This window comes from Streptomyces sp. NPDC051963, from assembly GCF_044593495.1.
Classification (GTDB): Bacteria; Actinomycetota; Actinomycetes; order Streptomycetales; family Streptomycetaceae; genus Streptomyces.
In genome coordinates, this window is record NZ_JBIUCC010000003.1 from 805,581 (window position 1) to 823,370 (window position 17,790).

General features: G+C 71.9%; 17 protein-coding genes. 14 read left to right on the forward strand and 3 right to left on the reverse strand.

Features of this window, described 5'->3' with window-relative positions; genetic code table 11:
* Positions 1–12 precede the first annotated feature (12 nt).
* From ACIHFB_RS15890 to ACIHFB_RS15900, 3 genes are all read left to right on the forward strand, one after another.
* Positions 13–1,083: an ATP-dependent DNA ligase gene (locus ACIHFB_RS15890; protein WP_365286822.1), complete on the forward strand. Its 1,071-nt coding sequence runs from the start codon at positions 13–15 to the stop codon at positions 1,081–1,083.
* A gap of 130 nt (positions 1,084–1,213) precedes the next feature.
* Positions 1,214–2,185: a DUF3048 domain-containing protein gene (locus tag ACIHFB_RS15895; RefSeq protein ID WP_400127174.1), complete on the forward strand. Its 972-nt coding sequence runs from the start codon at positions 1,214–1,216 to the stop codon at positions 2,183–2,185.
* Between the two features lie 87 nt (positions 2,186–2,272).
* The gene (locus ACIHFB_RS15900) at positions 2,273–2,629 is read left to right on the forward strand and encodes a hypothetical protein (RefSeq protein WP_365286820.1); all 357 of its coding nucleotides are present in this window, start codon (positions 2,273–2,275) and stop codon (positions 2,627–2,629) included.
* Positions 2,630–2,676: 47 nt separating this feature from the next.
* Here ACIHFB_RS15900 and ACIHFB_RS15905 read toward each other — a convergent pair whose 3' ends face one another.
* Positions 2,677–3,186, reverse strand: a complete 510-nt coding sequence (locus ACIHFB_RS15905; protein ID WP_365286818.1) for a MarR family transcriptional regulator — start codon at positions 3,184–3,186, stop codon at positions 2,677–2,679.
* A gap of 186 nt (positions 3,187–3,372) precedes the next feature.
* Between ACIHFB_RS15905 and ACIHFB_RS15910 the strand changes: the two genes are divergently transcribed.
* From ACIHFB_RS15910 to ACIHFB_RS15945, 8 genes are all read left to right on the forward strand, one after another.
* The gene (locus ACIHFB_RS15910) at positions 3,373–4,128 is read left to right on the forward strand and encodes a CoA transferase subunit A (protein WP_365286816.1); all 756 of its coding nucleotides are present in this window, start codon (positions 3,373–3,375) and stop codon (positions 4,126–4,128) included.
* Complete coding sequence (locus tag ACIHFB_RS15915) at positions 4,128–4,772, forward strand: CoA transferase subunit B (RefSeq protein ID WP_400127066.1); 645 nt, start codon at positions 4,128–4,130, stop codon at positions 4,770–4,772. Before ACIHFB_RS15910 ends, ACIHFB_RS15915 begins: the two co-directional genes overlap by 1 nt.
* A complete protein-coding gene (locus ACIHFB_RS15920; RefSeq protein ID WP_400127067.1) occupies positions 4,769–5,983 on the forward strand; it encodes a thiolase family protein in 1,215 nt (404 codons plus the stop codon). The genes ACIHFB_RS15915 and ACIHFB_RS15920 overlap by 4 nt, the downstream gene beginning before the upstream one ends.
* A gap of 13 nt (positions 5,984–5,996) precedes the next feature.
* Positions 5,997–6,770 (forward strand): protocatechuate 3,4-dioxygenase subunit beta, encoded by a 774-nt coding sequence (pcaH, locus tag ACIHFB_RS15925; RefSeq protein WP_365286810.1) that lies wholly within the window; start codon positions 5,997–5,999, stop codon positions 6,768–6,770.
* Between the two features lie 6 nt (positions 6,771–6,776).
* Positions 6,777–7,382 (forward strand): protocatechuate 3,4-dioxygenase subunit alpha, encoded by a 606-nt coding sequence (pcaG, locus tag ACIHFB_RS15930; RefSeq protein WP_365286808.1) that lies wholly within the window; start codon positions 6,777–6,779, stop codon positions 7,380–7,382.
* The gene (gene pcaB / locus ACIHFB_RS15935; protein WP_365286806.1) at positions 7,379–8,674 is read left to right on the forward strand and encodes a 3-carboxy-cis,cis-muconate cycloisomerase; all 1,296 of its coding nucleotides are present in this window, start codon (positions 7,379–7,381) and stop codon (positions 8,672–8,674) included. The genes pcaG and pcaB overlap by 4 nt, the downstream gene beginning before the upstream one ends.
* The gene (pcaD, locus tag ACIHFB_RS15940; protein WP_400127068.1) at positions 8,671–9,792 is read left to right on the forward strand and encodes a 3-oxoadipate enol-lactonase; all 1,122 of its coding nucleotides are present in this window, start codon (positions 8,671–8,673) and stop codon (positions 9,790–9,792) included. Before pcaB ends, pcaD begins: the two co-directional genes overlap by 4 nt.
* 64 nt (positions 9,793–9,856) lie before the next feature.
* Positions 9,857–10,648, forward strand: a complete 792-nt coding sequence (locus ACIHFB_RS15945; protein WP_400127069.1) for an SDR family NAD(P)-dependent oxidoreductase — start codon at positions 9,857–9,859, stop codon at positions 10,646–10,648.
* On the opposite strand, the gene ACIHFB_RS15950 is transcribed toward ACIHFB_RS15945, so the two are convergent.
* On the reverse strand, positions 10,649–13,333 hold the full coding sequence (locus ACIHFB_RS15950; protein ID WP_400127070.1) for an ATP-binding protein: 2,685 nt from the start codon (positions 13,331–13,333) through the stop codon (positions 10,649–10,651).
* Between the two features lie 181 nt (positions 13,334–13,514).
* Here ACIHFB_RS15950 and ACIHFB_RS15955 point away from each other — a divergent pair, with 181 nt between their 5' ends.
* The 3 genes from ACIHFB_RS15955 to ACIHFB_RS15965 all read left to right on the forward strand — a co-directional run bounded on the left by ACIHFB_RS15955 (position 13,515) and on the right by ACIHFB_RS15965 (position 17,028).
* Positions 13,515–14,795, forward strand: coding sequence for an MFS transporter (locus tag ACIHFB_RS15955; protein WP_400127071.1), 1,281 nt, complete (start codon positions 13,515–13,517; stop codon positions 14,793–14,795).
* 4 nt (positions 14,796–14,799) lie between these two features.
* Positions 14,800–15,954, forward strand: coding sequence for an anhydro-N-acetylmuramic acid kinase (locus ACIHFB_RS15960; RefSeq protein WP_400127072.1), 1,155 nt, complete (start codon positions 14,800–14,802; stop codon positions 15,952–15,954).
* Between the two features lie 69 nt (positions 15,955–16,023).
* A complete protein-coding gene (locus tag ACIHFB_RS15965) occupies positions 16,024–17,028 on the forward strand; it encodes a DUF2510 domain-containing protein (RefSeq protein ID WP_400127073.1) in 1,005 nt (334 codons plus the stop codon).
* A gap of 143 nt (positions 17,029–17,171) precedes the next feature.
* Here the strand turns inward: ACIHFB_RS15965 and ACIHFB_RS15970 are convergent, their stop codons facing one another.
* Positions 17,172–17,786, reverse strand: coding sequence for a TetR/AcrR family transcriptional regulator C-terminal ligand-binding domain-containing protein (locus tag ACIHFB_RS15970; protein WP_365286792.1), 615 nt, complete (start codon positions 17,784–17,786; stop codon positions 17,172–17,174).
* Positions 17,787–17,790: the final 4 nt, after the last annotated feature.

Sequence of the window (17,790 nt, forward strand, 5' to 3'; positions counted from 1 at the left end):
CAGAATCGAACCATGGATCTGCCGGTGATGCCTCCCGTGAAGCCGATGCTCGCCAAGTCGGTGGCGAAAATCCCGCCGGATATGCAGTACGAGGCGAAATGGGACGGTTTCCGGGCGATCGTGTTCCGCGACGGTGACGAGGTCGAGCTGGGCAGCCGTACGGGCAAGCCGCTCACCAGGTACTTCCCCGAGGTGGTGGCGGCGCTGAAGGAGCGGTTGCCGGAGCGCTCGGTGCTGGACGGCGAGATCGTGATCGCACGCGAGGGACGGCTGGACTTCGACGCGCTGACCGAGCGGATCCACCCGGCGGACTCCCGGGTGCGGATGCTCGCCGAGAAGACCCCGGCGTCGTTCGTCGCCTTCGACCTGCTGGCCCTTGCGGAGAAGTCCGTCACGGACGTGCCGCTGAGCGACCGACGGACGCTCCTGGCCCGGGCGCTGGAGGGCGTGACGGCGCCCGTGCATCTGGCGCCGGCGACGACCGACATCGACGTCGCACGGCAGTGGTTCGAGCAGTACGAGGGGGCGGGCCTCGACGGGGTCATCGCCAAGCCGCTCGGCGTGCGCTACCTCCAGGACGAGCGCGCGATGTTCAAGATCAAGCACGAGCGCACGGCGGACGTCGTGGTCGCGGGCTACCGCTTCCACAAGAGCGGCCCCATCGTGGGCTCCCTGCTGCTCGGTCTCTACGACGACCGGGGCACCCTCCAGCACGTGGGCGTGTCCGCCGCCTTCCCGATGAAACGCCGGGCCGAACTCGTCGAGGAACTGGAGCCGTTGCGGATGGACGATGCCGCCGGGCACCCCTGGGCGGCCTGGGCCGAGGAGTCCGCGCACGAGTCGGCGCGGCTGCCCGGCGCGCCCAGCCGCTGGTCGGGCAAGAAGGACCTCTCCTGGGTGCCGCTCAGGCCGGAGCGGGTCGTCGAGGTGGCGTACGACCACATGGAGAACGGGGCGCGCTTCCGGCACACGGCCCGGTTCCGCCGCTGGCGCCCGGACCGGGATCCGCACAGCTGCACCTATGCCCAGCTGGAGGAGCCGGTCGGCTACGACCTGGCGGAGATCTTCGGCCCCACGCACTGAAACCCCCGCGAACCGAACGGACGTATGCCGATCGACGTATGCCCCGCGGCAAATCAGAATCGTTCGCATATGGCCATTAATTGGCCGATAGGCGCACAATCGAGACATAAGACTGGTGGCAACGGTGGGCATAGGACGAAAGGCGCGCACACGGCGCGCCGCGATACCGGCGGCGCTCCTGGCCGCCGCGATGACCCTCTCCCTGGCGGCCGGCTGCACCTCGCCGGGCGGCTCGGACGACGACGGACGCGGATCGGACCGGGGGCAGCCTTCGCAGAGCCGCGGAGCGGGCGGGGACCCGATACTCGCGGTGAAGATCGACAACGCCCGTGCGGCCCGCCCCCACACGGGGCTCGACTCCGCGAACATCGTCTACGTCGAGCAGGTCGAGGGCGGTCTGAGCCGGCTGATGGCGGTGTACGCGACCAAGCTGCCGAAGGTGGTCGGCCCGGTACGCAGCGCACGCGAGTCGGATCTGGAGCTGCTCAGGCAGTTCGACCGGCCCACGCTCGCGTTCTCGGGAGCCCAGCACAAACTGCTCCCACTGATCGACAAGGCGCCGCTGACCGCCCGGTCGCCCGAGGAGGCGCCCGGCGCCTTCTACCGCGGCACGTCCAAGCCCTCCCCGCACAACCTCTACCTGCGGCCCTTCCGGCTGATGTCCTCCGTGCCCGGCGCGGACGCGCTGACGACCGGCTTCCACTACGGCAGCACACCCTCGGGCGGACGGTCCGAGACCTCGCGGACCGTGCGCTACCCGGGCGCCCGGTTCACGTTCACCTGGTCCGAGGACCAGTCCGGCTGGCTGGTGTCGATGGACGGTGCGCCGGCCATGACCGACGGGGAGCGGATGGCCCCGCCGACGGTCGTCGTCCAGTACGTGAACGTGCGCCCGTCCAGCTTCTCCGACTTCCTCGGCAACAACACGCCGTACACGGAGACGGTGGGCGAGGGGCGGGCAGAGGTGCTGCGCGACGGGAAGGTCTTCGAGGCCCGCTGGAAGCGTCTGCAAGCCACCGACAACACGGAGTTCACCCAGGGGAACGGAGCTCCGCTGAACTTCGCCAGGGGCCAGGTGTGGGTGGTCTTCGCCAAGGGCTGACCCTCGGATGTCTCAGGTTCACGCAGGTGCGGCCCTGTTCTTGACTGAGGGCGGCAACAGCGAACCACGACCTTCACGGGGGCACATATGAACCGCAGGAAGAACCTCTTCGCCGCCGGCCTGGCCACCACGGCCTCGGCCCTGGCCCTGACCGTCGGCGGTGTGGCCGCCCCGGCGCACGCCGCGGCGTCCGGCGAGGTCGCCGCCATGGCCGGCGTCGACTGCGACGGCTGGGTGCACAACAACAATCCCGACCACGGCATCGCCGGCTGTTCGAACAACACCGACCGCGCCATCACCTTCCGCGCCGAGATCGTCTGCGGCTGGGCCCCGGACGTCTCGGGCCAGTGGGTGACGCTCCAGCCGGGCCAGTACGGCGAGTCCTCGGGTGTCTGCGCGATCTACAGCTCGGGCGTCGGCAGCGTGGGCTGGACGATCCAGTAGTCGGCCGAGCCGACATGGGGCCGGGACCTCGACCAGGTCCCGGCCCCTCACGGCGTTTCGTGGGCGTGCCAGGCCGTCTTCGGCGCCGGCCCGTCCATCGACGCCGCGAGGGGTTCCGTCGGGTTGCGGAGCCCCTCCGCCGCGTCCGAGACCCGGCGGATGAGATCGAAGAACACGGTCTGCTCCTCGGCGGAGAGCGGGGCCAGGAAGACCTGGTTCATCCGGGCCGTACGCAGCGTGAGCTTGCGGTGGGTCCGGGTGCCCTCGTCCGTGAGCCGCAGCAGGAAACGGCGGCCGTCCTGCGGGTCGCGCACCTTGTCGAGCAGACACCGGCGGCCGAGCCGGCTGATCACCTCGGCGATGGTGGACCGGTCGAGCCCCACGCGCTCCCCCACCGTGCGCTGGTCCAGTCCCGGCTCGGCGACGAGCGCGTTGAGGACCGCGAACTGCGGTGAGGTGATCTCCTCGGAGACCATGGTGTTCCACAGCAGGTAATGGGCCTGCTGGAGCCGCCGGGCCAGGTGCCCGGGGTGGGTGGTGAGGTCCACCGCGGCCATGTGCGCTCCTCAGCGTGAGTGCAGGATTTCGTCGGTGCACTGAACGATATCGCATGCCCCTGATCCTTACCTCGTCCTTCACCTGGGGCCTTGACGGCACAATCCAAGGGTGGCAGCGTGATTCCGACCTCGTTTGAATAGTCAGTGCTCTGACTATTTCGGGCCTGATGAGATGGGGCTTCACGGATGGACAAGGTGGTCGCCACAGCCCTGGAGGCGGTGGCCGATGTGCCGGACGGCACGACTCTCGCGGTCGGCGGGTTCGGTCTGAGCGGTGTGCCGAACGTGCTGATCCAGGCGTTGTACGAGCGCGGGGTCTCGGGCCTGGGTGTGGTGTCCAACAACTGCGGGGCGATGGAGTCCGGCCTGGCCGTTCTCCTTGCCGCGGGCCGGATCGCCCGGGTGACCGGTTCCTACATCGGGGCGAACAAGGAGTTCGCGCGGCAGTATCTGGCCGGTGAGCTGGAGGTGGAGATGATCCCGCAGGGCACGCTCGCCGAGCGGCTGCGGGCCGGCGGTGCCGGTATCCCCGCCTTCTACACCCCCGCGGGTGTGGGCACGCAGGTCGCCGAGGGCGGGCTGCCCTGGCGCTACGACGGCTCCGGCGGCGTCGCGCTGGCCTCCCCGGCGAAGGAGGTCCGGGAGTTCGACGGCACCGAGTACGTGCTGGAGCACGGGATCCGCACCGACTTCGCGCTGGTGCGGGCGGCGAGGGGCGACCGGCACGGGAACCTGGTCTTCAACAAGTCCACGCGGAACTTCAACCCGCTCGCGGCGATGGCCGGCCGGGTGACGATCGCCGAGGTCGAGGAGCTCGTCGAGCCCGGCGAGATCGACCCGGACGCGGTGCATCTGCCGGGCATCTTCGTGCAGCGCGTCCTCGCGCTCACCCCCGAGCAGGCGGCGGACAAGCAGATCGAGCAGCGGACGGTGAGCAGCTGATGGCCTGGACCCGGGAACAGATGGCCGCCCGCGCCGCACGCGAGCTGCGGGACGGCCAGTACGTCAATCTCGGCATCGGGCTGCCGACGCTGATCCCCAACTACCTCCCGCCGGGCGTGGAGGTGGTCCTGGAGTCGGAGAACGGCATCCTGGGCACCGGCCCCTACCCGACCGAGGACCAGGTCGACCCCGACCTCATCAACGCGGGCAAGGAGACCGTCACGGTCCTGCCCGGCGCCTCCTACTTCGATTCGGCGCTGTCGTTCTCGATGATCCGCGGCGGGCACATCGACGTCGCCGTGCTGGGCGCCATGCAGGTCTCCGCGGGCGGGGACCTGGCGAACTGGGCCATCCCCGGCAAGATGATCACCGGGATCGGCGGCGCGATGGACCTCGTCCACGGCGCCCGCACGGTGATCGTGGTGATGACGCACACCGCGAAGGACGGCTCCCCGAAGATCCTCGACGAGTGCGCACTGCCGCTCACCGGGGCGGCCTGTGTGAACCGGATCATCACCGACCTCGGTGTGCTGGACGTGACGGACGACGGGCTGTTGCTCGTCGAGACGGCGCCCGGTGTGCGCGTCGAGGAGATCACGGCCAAGACCGACGCCAAGCTGACCGTAGCGGAGGGCCTGAAGTGAAGTCCGCAGGGAAGAACGTCTACATCGTCGACGCGGTGCGCACACCGATCGGCCGTTACAACGGCGGTCTGGCGAGCGTGCGCCCGGACGACCTGGGTGCCCACGCCATCCGTGAACTCCTCGCCCGCACACCGCAGTTGGACCCGTCCCGGATCGAGGACGTCTACTTCGGCAACGCCAACGGCGCCGGCGAGGAGAACCGCAACGTCGGCCGCATGGCCGCACTCCTCGCCGGACTGCCGACGTCCGTGCCGGGTGTCACCGTGAACCGGCTGTGCGCGTCCGGTCTGGAGGCCGTGATCCAGGCGGCCCGCGCCATCGCGGTCGGGGACGCCTCCATCGCCGTGGCCGGCGGAGTCGAGTCGATGACCCGGGCGCCGTATGTGCTGCCCAAGTCCGACAAGCCCTTCCCCGCCGGACACGCCGAGCTGTACTCCACCACCCTGGGCTGGCGCATGGTCAACCCGAAGATGGAGCCGCAGTGGACGATCCCGCTGGGCGAGAGCGCGGAGCTGATCGCCGAGAAGCACAAGATCAGCCGTGAGCAGCAGGACGAATTCGCCCTGCACAGCCACCAGAAGGCGGCCAAGGCACAGGGCGAGGGGCTGTTCGACTCCGAGCTGGCGCCGGTGTCGATCCCGCAGCGCAGGGGCGAGCCGGTGGTCTTCGGCGCCGACGAATGCGTGCGTGCGGACGCGTCACAGGCAGCGATGGCCAAGCTCAAGCCGTCGTTCAGGAAGGACAACGGCACCGTCACCGCAGGCAACGCCTCGCCTCTCAACGACGGCGCCGCCGCGCTGCTCCTCGTCGACGAGGAGGGTCTGAAGGCGACCGGCCGTGAGCCGCTCGCCCGGGTCTCCGCGACCGGCGTCAACGCCCTCGACCCGCACTACTTCGGGCTCGCCCCCGTCGAGGCCGTCAACCGTGCACTCGCCAAAGCGGGCAAGGGATTTGACGATCTGTCAGTGCTGGAGCTGAACGAGGCGTTCGCCGCGCAGGTGCTCGGCTGTGTCGCCGAGTGGCCCGAGTTCGACCCGGCGATCCTCAACCCGCAGGGCGGCGCCATCGCCCTCGGCCACCCCCTGGGCGCCTCCGGTGCCCGCCTCGCCGGCACCGTCGCCCATCAACTCGCCCGCAAGGGCAGCGGAATCGGCGTCGCCACCCTCTGCATCGGCGTGGGCCAGGGCCTCGCCCTCGTACTCGAACGGTAGGAATCGAACCGTCATGGCTCTCACTCAGCACGACATCGACCAGGAGATCGCCGCCCAGCACTCCGCGTACGAGAAGCGCGTCGCCGACGGCGCCCCCGTCGAGCATCAGCCGCGCCGCGACTACGCCCCGTACCGTTCCTCGATCCTCCGGCACCCGAAACAGCCGCCGGTCGCCATCGATGTGTCCAAGGACCCGGAGCTGGTGGAGCTGGCCGCCCCCGCGTTCGGGGAGCGGGACATCACCGAGATCGACAACGACCTCACCCGGCAGCACGACGGCGAGCCGATCGGCGAGCGGATCACCGTGTCGGGACGGCTCCTCGACAGCGGCGGCCGGCCGATCCGTGGTCAGCTGGTCGAGATCTGGCAGGCCAACTCGGCGGGCCGGTACGCGCACCAGAATGAGCAGCACGACGCGCCGCTGGACCCCAACTTCACGGGCGTCGGCCGCACACTGACCGACGACAGCGGTTTCTACAGCTTCACCACCGTCCAGCCCGGCCCATACCCGTGGCGCCAGCACGTCAACGCCTGGCGGCCGGCCCACATCCACTTCTCGCTCTTCGGCACGGCGTTCACACAGCGGCTGGTGACGCAGATGTACTTCCCGAGCGACCCGCTGTTCCCGTACGACCCGATCATCCAGTCGGTGACCGACGACGCGGCCCGGCAGCGGCTCGTCGCGACGTACGACCACAGCCTGTCGGTGCCGGAGTTCTCGATGGGCTACCACTGGGACATCGTGCTCGACGGGCCGAACGCCACCTGGATCGAAGAAGGACGCTGACCCACGATGACGAAGATCGACACGAGCAATCCCGAGGCGGTGCTCCCGACGCCCTCCCACACCGTCGGTCCCTTCTACGGCCACGCCCTGCCCTTCCCCGGCGGCGGCGACATCGCCCCCGTCGGCCACCCGGACACGATCGCCCTGCACGGCCAGGTGTACGACGGCGAGGGCAATCCGCTGCCGGACGCGCTCGTGGAGCTGTGGGGCGCCGACCCGGACGGCCGGGTGTCGCAGGTCGACGGTTCGATGCGGCGCGACTCGGCGAGCGGCGGGTTCCTGGGCCGCACGGGAGTGGAGTTCACCGGCTGGGGGCGGATCCAGACGGACGCGGGCGGTCACTGGTCCGCGCGGACGCTGCGGCCCGGGGCACGTGGGAAGAGCGCCCCCTACATCAGCGTGTGCGTCTTCGCGCGCGGACTGCTGGTGCACCTGTTCACCCGGATCTACCTGCCGGGTGACGACGCCGCACTGGCCGCCGACCCGCTGCTGGCGCGACTGGACCAGGAGCGACGCGCCACGCTGATCGCCACGGACGGGGGCCACGGCACATACCGTTTCGACATCCGCCTTCAGGGCGAAGGCGAGACGGTCTTCCTGGAGTTCCAGTGACACCTGCCGATCCCGACACCGGCCTGCTCGCCCCCGGGTGGGCGGCCTCCCCCGCAGCCGCGGCCACCGCCGACGGCGCCTATCTGTCGGCGCTGCTCGACGCGGAGGCCGCGCTGACCCGCGCCCAGGCCGCACTGGGCCTCGCACCGGCCGAGGCCGCGGCCGCGGTCACCGAGGCGGCCGACGCCCGTCACTTCGACGTGGCGTCGATCGCCGAGCGCGCGCGGGGCGGCGGGAACCCGGTCATCCCCCTGGTCGCGGATCTGACGAAGGCGGTCGGCGAGGAGCACGGCCCCCATGTCCACCGGGGTGCGACCAGCCAGGACATCATGGACACGGCGACGATGCTGGTGGCCGCCCGCGCCCTGGACCTCGTCCTCGCCGACCTCGGCCGCACGGAGCGGGCGCTGGCCCGGCTGGCCGTCGAGCACCGCGACACCGCGATGCCGGGACGCACGCTCACCCAGCACGCCGTACCGACGACGTTCGGGCTGAAGGCGGCGGGATGGCGGTCGCTGGTGCTCGACGCACGGGACCGGGTGACGGCCGTACGGGACGGGCTGCCCGCGCAACTCGGGGGCGCCGCCGGGACTTTGGCGGCCTTCGGGGCGTACGGCGCGAGCGACCCGACCGCACTGCCGGCGGCGTACGCCCGTGAACTGGGCCTGAAGGCACCCGAGTTGCCCTGGCACACGCTGCGCACCCCCATCGCCGATCTCGCCGGGTGTCTCGCCTTCACGGCGGGCGCGCTCGGCAAGATCGCCGTGGACGTCCTCACCCTCTCCCGCACCGAGATCGGCGAGGTCGCGGAGGGCAGCGGCGGGGGTTCGTCCGCCATGCCGCACAAGTCCAATCCGGTACGGTCCACCCTCATCGCCTCGGCCGCGCGGCGGGCACCTCAGCTCGCCGCCACGCTGTACGGGTCGCTGGCGGCGGAGGACGAGCGGCCGGCCGGGGCCTGGCACGCGGAGTGGGAGCCCCTCCGGGAGCTGCTGCGGCTGGTGGGCGGGGCCGCCCGGGATGCCGTAGAGCTGGCCGAGGGACTGCGGGTCAGACCCGATGTGATGCGTGAACACCTCGATCTCACCCACGGGTTGATCGTCTCCGAGCGGCTCTCCGCCGAGCTGGCCCCGGTGCTGGGCCGGGCCCAGGCCAAGGAACTGCTCACCCGGCTGGCGTCCGAGGGACGCCCGCTCGCCCAGGCACCGGAGCTGACGGACGTGGACCTCGACCCCACCCACTACACCGGCTCCGCCGGAGCCCTCACCGATCGCGCGCTGGAGCGACCTTGAAACACCTCAACCACCGTGCCGAAGGGCCCACCACCGCGCCCCCGCTGCTCCTCGGCCCCTCTCTCGGCACCTCGTACGCCCTGTGGGACAAGGTGGCGCCGGAGCTGTCGATCACGCATCGGGTCATCCGCTGGGACCTGCCGGGACACGGCGGTTCGGAGGCCGGTCTGATCGGGGCGGGGGCGACGGTCGGTGACCTCGCCGGCCTGGTGCTCGCGCTCGCCGACTCGCTCGGCATCGAGCGGTTCGCGTACGCGGGGGTGTCGCTGGGCGGTGCGGTGGGGCTGCAACTCGCCGTCCACCACCCCGAGCGGGTCTCCTCGCTCGCCGTGATCTGTTCGTCGGCGCACTTCAACGGCTCGAAACCGTGGGAGGAGCGGGCCGCTCTGGTGCGCGGCGAAGGGCTCGCCGAACTGGCGGAGAGTGCGAACGCGCGGTGGTTCACGCCCGGGTTCACCGTGCCGGAGCTGGTCCAGGACCACCGGGACGCCGATCCGGCCGCGTACGCCGCCTGCTGTGACGCGCTCGCCGCCTTCGACATCCGGGACCGGCTCCCGGAGATCTCCGCGCGCACCCTGCTGATCGCCGGCCGCGAGGACCCGGCGACGCCGCCCGCGCATCTGCGGGAGATCGCCGACGCGGTGCCGGGCGCCACCCTGGTCGAGCTCCCGGGCGCCTCGCACCTTGCGCCCGCGCAGTGCCCGTCGGCGGTGCTCACAGCACTGCGGGCCCATCTCACCGGCGGGGCCGGGCGCGGCATGGAGGTGCGGCGCGAGGTGCTCGGCGATGCGCACGTCGACCTGGCGCAGGCCCGCCAGACCCTTTTCACCGCCCGGTTCCAGGACTTCATCTCGCGCTATGCCTGGGGTGAGATCTGGACCGACCCGACGCTCTCGCGCCGCGAGCGCAGCATGATCACGCTGACGGCGCTGGTCGCCCACGGCCACTACGACGAGCTGGCCATGCATGTGCGGGCGGCGCGGCGCAACGGACTGACCCCGGAGGAGATCGGCGCGGTGCTGCTTCAGACGGCCGTGTACTGCGGGGTGCCGGCGGCGAACTCGGCGTTCGCGGCGGCCCAGCGGGTGCTGGCCGAGGAGGACTCCGCCGCAGGGTGATCCTGCCGGTCGTACCCTCAGCAGCATCAAGCAGACAGCTCCGCCGTGTGCCTACGGTGGAGGTATGTCCACCATCCTGATCACCGGCGCCACCTCGGGTCTCGGCCGCTACGTCGCCTTCGAACTGGTCCGCTCCGGACACCTGGTCCTCGCCCACGGCCGGGATCCGGGCCGTACGGAACAGCTGGTCGCCGAGTTGCGCACGGAGGGCGCGGCCGAGGGGTTCGTCGCCGATCTGGCCTCGCTGGCGCAGGTGCGCGACCTGGGCGCCCGGGTGGCCGCCGCCCACCCCGAGCTGGACGTACTGGTCAACAACGCAGGGGTCGGCGCCGGTCGGCGCGGCTCGGGACGTGAGCTGAGCGCCGACGGACACGAACTGCGGCTGGCGGTGGACTACTTGGCGCCGGTCGAGCTCACGCGCGCCCTGCTGCCGGTCCTGCGCGCGAATCCTCCCGCGCGGATCGTCAACGTCGGCTCGGCCGGTCAGGAGCCCGTCGACTTCGACGACCCCGAGTTCCTGCGCGGCTACGACGGTTTCGCGGCGTACTGCCGCGCCAAGTTCGCGCTCGCGGCCCATACGTTCTCGCTGGCCGAGGAGTTGGCCGGCACGGGTGTCTCCGTGAACGTGCTGCACCCCGCGACCTTCATGGACACGGCGATGGTCCGCGAGGGCGGCGTCGCACCGCTGAACTCGGTCGCCGACGGGGCTCCGGGGGTGCTGGCGCTGGCCACGAAGGACCTGGGCACAGGCGGCTACTTCGACGGGACGCGTCCGGCGCGGGCCAACGCGGCGGCGTACGAGGACGAGGTGCGGGGGCGGCTGTCGGCGGTCACCGACCAGCTGCTGCGCACCTGATCACCGCAGTCCGCGTCCCGTGTCCAGGACCTCCCGCGCCTGGGTCACCAGTCCGTCGGCGCCGCAGGAACGCGCCAGCGCGAGCCCCCGGTTGAGCTCACCCACGGAGCGGGCGGCGATGCCGTACTCGACGCGGGCGGCCGCGTGTTCGTACTGGCAGGGCGAGGCCTCCAGATAGGCGACCGCCTGGGCGGCGAGCCGGACCGCGCGCTGCCCGGTCTCCAGGGCGGCGGCGCAGCGCAGGGCCTCGCCGATGGCGGTGTCCGTGCCGAACCGCTCGGCCTGGCGGCGGGCGTCGGTGGCGAGCCGGGCGGCGCGGGCCGGGTCCTCGCCGGCGAGGGCCCGGGCCAGGTCGACGGCCCAGGGCACCATGATCGGGTTGTGGTGGCCGCGCGCTGCCGCGGCCTTCTCGGCGGCCTCCAGCTCGTTGATGCCGTCCTTCGTGCGTCCGGTCGCCAGCAGCAGTCGGCCGCGTACGGAGCGCGGGTCGGGGATCACGATGGTGGACGGGTACGGCGGTGCGAAACCGTACTGCTCAGCGATCTCCCAGGCCTCCTCGACATGGCCGCGCGCGAGCAGCGTGTCGACGAGGTTGCAGGTCGTGGTCCAGTACAGGGGCAGACCGCGGCCGACGCGCTCGGCGATGCGCAGTGACTCACGCAGGGATGTCTCGGCCTCCCTGAGGCGGCCCCTTCTGCGGTGGCCGAGGCCGACGTACGCATGGGCGAGGGCGAGGTGGCCGCCGCTCCAGCCGGCCGACTCGTACGAGCGCAGCGCCTCGGTGTAGAGGGCGTCGGCGCGGTCGAGCCGGTCCGTGAAGGCATACGCGTTGGAGAGCATCAGCAGAAGTTCGATGCCCCACTCGGTGTCGGTCCAGCCGAGTCCGGGGGCGAGGCGGCCGTTGACGAGGGAGCGGTCGCACAGTTCGACGACCTCCTCGGCGTTCTCGCCGTGGGTCATGGCGTCGAAGCCGCGCAGCATCAGCAGCGCGCGTTCCGAGTTGTCCTTGCCGGTGCAGGTCGCGGCGAGTGCGGCGAGCCGTTCGGAGCGGCCCGGCGAGGTCGACTCGCCCGCGTGGATGCCCTCCCACATGTACTGCACGGCTTGGAGCCGCAGCTTGGCCGGGCCCTCTTGGTGCCGGGCGGCCTCCGCCTCGACCGTGCGGACGGCCTCCTCCAGCTGGTCGTTGTGGAGGAGCGCCTGGGACAGGCGGAAGACGGCGTCGACGCGTTCGCCGCCGTCGAGGCCGGGCATGCCGAGCGCGGACTGGAGGTGGTCGATGGTGGTGGCGGGCGCGGTCAGCAGGGTGGCGCAGCCCAGTTCGTAGAGCACGCGCGCGTGGACCTCGGGCAGCGGCGGTTCCAGCAGCGCGCGTTCCAGACAGCGGCGGGTCGCGTCGGGGGCGCCGACGGCGAGGTGTTCACGGGCGGCCTCGCGCAGCTGCTCGACGACTTCCTCGTCGTCGTCCGGGTGGACCAGGAGGAGATGCCGGGAGGCGGCCGCGGCGCCGAGCCCGGTGTCCGTGACGACCTGGGCGGCGATGCCGTGCATCGCGGTGCACAGGGCGGGCGGGATGGAGTTGTAGACGGCGGTCGCGATCAGCGGATGGACGAACTCCAGACCGCCGTCGCCGACGCGGGTGTCCGCGGGGTCGGGTTCGGTGAGGATGCGGGCGTTGCACAGCAGTTCGGCGCAGCGCACGGCCTGCTCGTGCCCCAGGGTGGCGAGCTGGGCGACCAGGTCCACGGAGATCTCCGCGCCGAGGATCGCGGCGGCCCAGGCGAACCGGGTGGCGTCGACGCCGAGTCCCTCCAGACGGGCGACCAGACCGCCGCCGCGGGCCGAGCGGTTCAGGGCCCGCAGCTCCGCGGCCTGCGCCTCGACGGGTTCCAGCTCGCTGTCCTGGACCTTGGCGAGGAGTTCCACGCTCTCGTACGGGTTGCCGCCGGTGACGGCCCAGACCTCGCGGCAGAACGGGGCGTCGGCGTGCGGGCCGAGAGTGGCGCGGGTGAGGCCCGCGGTCGCGTCCGGTGTCAGGGCGCTGAGGTTGGCGACCGGTCCGCCCGCCGCGGCGGCGACCGCGTCGAGATACCGGGCGCTGTCGCCGCCGGCCTCGCCGGGGCGGCGGGCCACCACGACCAGCACGGAGAGGTCGTCGAGGCGTTCGGCGAAGGCGGCGAGCCAGCTCAGGGTCTCCTGATCGGCCCAGTGGGCGTCGTCGATCAGCAGCACGAGCGGCCAGTCGCGCCGGGCCAGCCGGCGTACCGCGGCGACCAGTCCGTCGCACACGCCCTGCGGGTCGGCCTGCCGGTCGCCGGGGTCCGTGATGCCCAGGGCGGGGCCGGCGATGTCGTACCAGTCGCCGAGGTACTCGCGCGCCTCCTCCGGCATCAACGACACCAGTGCGGGCTGGAGCAGTTGTCGTACGACATTGAAGGGGACGGATTTCAGCGTCTCGCCGCCTCGGGCGGACCACACCGTGCAGCCGCGCCGTTCGGCGATGCGGCGGGTCTCCGCCAGCAGCGCGGTCTTGCCGAGCCCGGCCTCGCCCCGGAAGACCAACAGGCTGCCCGAGGACGAGCGGTCCGCGTACAGGGCGCTGATCGCCTGCTCGACGGCGGCGACCTCCTGGTCGCGCTCCCACAGGGAGGGCGAGGCGGCCGCCGTGGGCCGTACCTCCGTCATCCCGCTACCTCCCCGAGTCGCCCGAACGACGTACCGAACCCGAGGGTAGCCGTCCGGTCGTCGCGGTGCGGGCCGGTCCGGGGAGCTGTTGCCGTGACGGGTGACGGTGAGGGCCCGCGGGCGACGCGAACGGCGTGCGACCTGCTGTTGTGAAAGTGACGGACAGTCAATACTCGTGCGAATGAAGGTGACTTTCGAGGACCGTGGGCGGGGAAGTGCCGTCCGGTCCCGCCGGGCCCTGGTCGCGGGCTCGGTGGGCAACTTCATCGAGTGGTACGAGTTCGGCGTCTACGGCTACTTCGCGACGATCATCGCGGCGCGCTTCTTCACCCCGGAGGGCGGCAGCGAGGCCGAGGCGCTGGTGAGGACGTACGCCTCCTTCGCGCTGGCGTTCTTCTTCCGGCCGGTCGGCGCGGTCCTGTTCGGCCGGCTCGGCGACCGGATCGGGCGGCGTCCGGTGCTGATCGTGGTGATCGTCCTGATGACGTGCGCCACCACGCTGATCGGCGTGCTGCCGACGTATGCCACGGCCGGGGCTCTGGCGCCGTGGCTGCTGACCTTTCTGAGGGTGCTTCAGGGACTGTCGGCGGGCGGGGAGTTCGGGGGCGCTGTGTCGGTGATGACGGAGTTCGCGCCGCCGGGGAAGCGCGGGCTGTACGGGTCGTGGCAGTCGTTCACGGTGGCGCTGGGGCTGCTGGGCGGGGCGGGGGCGGCAGCGCTGCCGGCGACCGTGCTGACGGAGGACCAGCTGGGCGACTGGGGGTGGCGGCTGCCGTTCCTGCTGGCGCTGCCGATGGGTCTCGGTGCCCTGTGGCTGAGGCTGCGGCTGGACGAGACGCCGGTGTTCCGGGAGGCGGTGGAGCGCACGAGTCCGCCTCCGCGCGAGGTGGCGAGGTCGATCGCGCTGGGCGCCGCACGGATCATGGGCTGGGCGGCGGCCGGTTACACCTTCCTGGTCGTGCTGCCCTCGTATCTCCAGAGCACGCTGGACGCGAGCTTCCAGCAGGCGCTGATCGCCACGGTGCTGGCCAATCTGGGCTTCGCGGTCACGATCGTCCCGGCGGGGCTGGTCAGCGACCGGCTCGGACGGCGTGCGGTGATGCTGACGGGGGCGGTGCTGGTGGTGGTCCTGGCGGTGCCGCTGCTCAACCTGCTCCAGGACGCGGGGACTTCGAACGCGGTCAAGGCGGCGGCGGTGTTCGGTGCCGGCGCCGTGGTCGGACTGATGGCGGGGCCGGGGCCTGCGATGCTGGCGGAGATGTTCCCCACCACCGTGCGCTACACGGGGCTGGGACTCGCCTACGCCCTGTCGAATGCCGTGTTCTCGGGCTGTGCGGGGCTCATCATCACCGAGACCGTCGAACGGACCGGGAACGTGGACGTCCCGGCGTACTACGCGGCGACGACGTGCGCGGTCAGCGTCCTCGCCCTGCTCACGCTGCCCGCCAGGAAGGCGAGTTGAGACGATGCGGGTGATCGGCCTGATGTCGGGCACGTCGTACGACGCCATCGACGCGGCGGCGGCCGACCTGGACCTGGTCGGGGACACGCTCGTGCTGAAACGGCTCGGGATGGTGAGCGAGCCGTACGACGACGAACTGCGGGACGCGCTCGCCGCGGCGCTGCCGCCCGAGGCCGTCCAGATGGCCGAGGTGTGCCGGCTGGACACCCGGATCGGACAGGCGTTCGCGGCGGCGGCCGGGCGGGCCGACCGCGAACTGTGCGAGGGGCGGGCCGAGTTGATCGCCTCGCACGGGCAGACCGTCTTCCACTGGGTGACGGACGGGCGGGTGCACGGCAGCCTTCAGCTCGGGCAGCCCGCCTGGATCGCCGAGGCGACCGGGCTGCCGGTGGTCGCCGACTTCCGGCCGCGCGACATCGCCGCCGGGGGCCAGGGCGCACCGCTGGTCGGACTGGTCGACCGGCTCTGGCTGCGCGGCCGGCCGGGGACGCCGGTCGCGCTGAACATCGGCGGCATCGCCAACCTCACCGCGCCCGACGGGACCGCCTTCGACACCGGTCCGGGGTGCGCGCTGGTCGACGCGGCGGCCCGGGGTTTCAGCGGCGGTCGCCTGGAGTGCGACGCGGACGGGGCACTGGCGGCGCGCGGCCGGGTGCACGCCCTGCTGCTTCAGCGGCTGCTGGCCGAGCCCTACTACGCGCTGCCCGCGCCGAAGACGACCGGCAAGGAACTCTTTCACCTCGGCCATCTGCAGGCGGCGCTCGCCGGGTTGGGGACGCTGCCCGCCGAGGACGTGCTCGCCACGCTGACCATGCTGACGGCCCGGACGGTCGCCGACGCCGTACGCGCAGTGGGCGCGACGGAGGTGATCGCCTCGGGCGGCGGTACCCGTAATCCGGTGCTGATGGCGAACCTCGCCGCGCTGCTGCCGGGGGTGGCCCTGGGCACCTCCGACGAGCTGGGGCTGCCGTCGGACGCGAAGGAGGCGTACGCGTTCGCGGTCCTGGGGTTCCTCACCGTGCACGGGCTGCCCGGTACGGATCCCGCGGGCACGGGCGCACGGCACGCGCGCGTGCTCGGTTCGGTGACCCCCGGCCGGGACGGACTGCGCCTTCCAGCGCCGGCGCCCGAATCCCCCGTACGACTCGTCCTGGAATGAGCACAACCGCACCGATTGTGATCCCGGCCCTCTCATCCGCCTTTCACCGACACCTCATACGGTGGGCCCATGACGCAGGCGACTCCTCCGGGGTGGCACCCCGACCCCGGGCAGACAAGTGACGGTCCCCCCACCGAGCGTTGGTGGGACGGCCAGGCATGGACGGACCAGACTCGCCCCGCGGGGTCGGCCGACGCATGGAGCGCCCCGGCCCAGCCGCAGGCGGGCGGTGCGTTTCCCACCTATCCCGCCTTTCCCGCCTATCCCGCTCAGCCGCCCGCCGGTACGCGGCGCGGGCTGCGCACGGGTATAGCCGTCGCGGTGGCGGCCGCGGTCCTCGCGAGCATCGGCGTGGGCGTGTTCGCGCTGTCCAAGGACGACGGCGGGAGCGGCAACGCCGCGGACTCGCAGCAGGCGCCGGGCGGGCCGGGCGGCCAGGGCGGTTCCGGCGGACAGGGCGGTCCGTTCGGCGACGGCGGATCGGGAGGTTCCGGCGGTTCCGGCGGTGCCTCGCCCTCGCCCGAGGAGTCCGAGGCACCGAAGATCGAGAGCGGGTCGGTCACCGACGCCATCAGCGGGATCAGCATCCCCATCCCCGACGACTGGTACGGCCAGGAGCTGACGGTCGGCGCGTCGGTCACCTCGAACGACTCCTACAAGTGCCCCGGCGACACCTCCGCGTCCTGCACCAAGGGCGGCGCGTACTCGGCCCCCGCCCTCGCGCTCGGCACCGACGGCAGCACGGCCGAGGAGGTCGCCAAGGCGGACATCACGGCCAACGCCGAGCAGTCGTACGGCGGCAAGACCTACGGCGCGATCACCTCGCACGAGGTGCTGGACTCCAAGGCGGTCACCGTGGCCGGCCAGAAGGGCTACCAGGTCCGCTGGAAGGCCGTCACCAGCAAGGGCTCCGACGGGTACGTCGAGTCGCTCGCCTTCCCCTCGCCCGCCAACCCCGAGCAGATCGTCGTCGTACGGTTCGGCGTCGACGTCGGTGAGAAGCAGACGGTGATCGACGAGATCACCAAGGGCATCAAGGTGTCCTCCGGCGGCGGCAGCGGCCAGGACGTCTGACCCCCGGACACCGGTCGGCCGGGTGGGGCGCCCCTCCGCTCAAGAGGAACCCCACCCGGCCGGGGGGTGCGCGCCGCCCCCGTCCCCACGGTGCGGCGCGATCAGGTCACCGTCCAGTCATCCCGTGGACGGCGGCCTGGGTCTCAGGTCAGGCCGAGTGCCGGCAGCACGGCGGCCTCCACAAACCTCAAGAGGTAGTCCGGGTCGGCGTATTCCCCCTCCAGGACGGGCCGCACCCGCTGGACACCGAACATCTGCGCCGGGACGTACGGCAGCGCCGGATGGTCGGCCGCGATCTCGCCCCGCTCGACCCCGCGCCGGAGGATCTCCTCGAGCGCGGCGATCTCCGGCTCGACGAGCGCTTCGCGCAGCGCCTGCTGGAGCTCCTTGTCCTGCATGACGGCGTGGCCGAGCGCCTGGAGGAGCGTGGTGTCCTTCGTCCCCCACACAGCCGCGGCCCGCGCGACCTCACGGAGGTCCTCGGCGAGTGATCCGCTGTCGATGCCCGCGAAGCGGACCTCGCGGTTCGAGCGCAGCGCCGCCGCCACGAACTGGGGCTTGGTCTTCCACTGCCGGTAGAGCGTGGACTTGCTGCACCGGGTGCTGGCGGCGACGCCGTCCATGGTCACGGCGTCGTATCCGCAAGAGCGGATCTGTGCGAGCACGGCGTCGAAGAACTCCTGCTCACGCTCGGGCGTGAGCTTGGAGCGGCGCGAGGCGACGACCGATTCCGGTCCGTCCGCGGCCTGCGACGTCATGGTC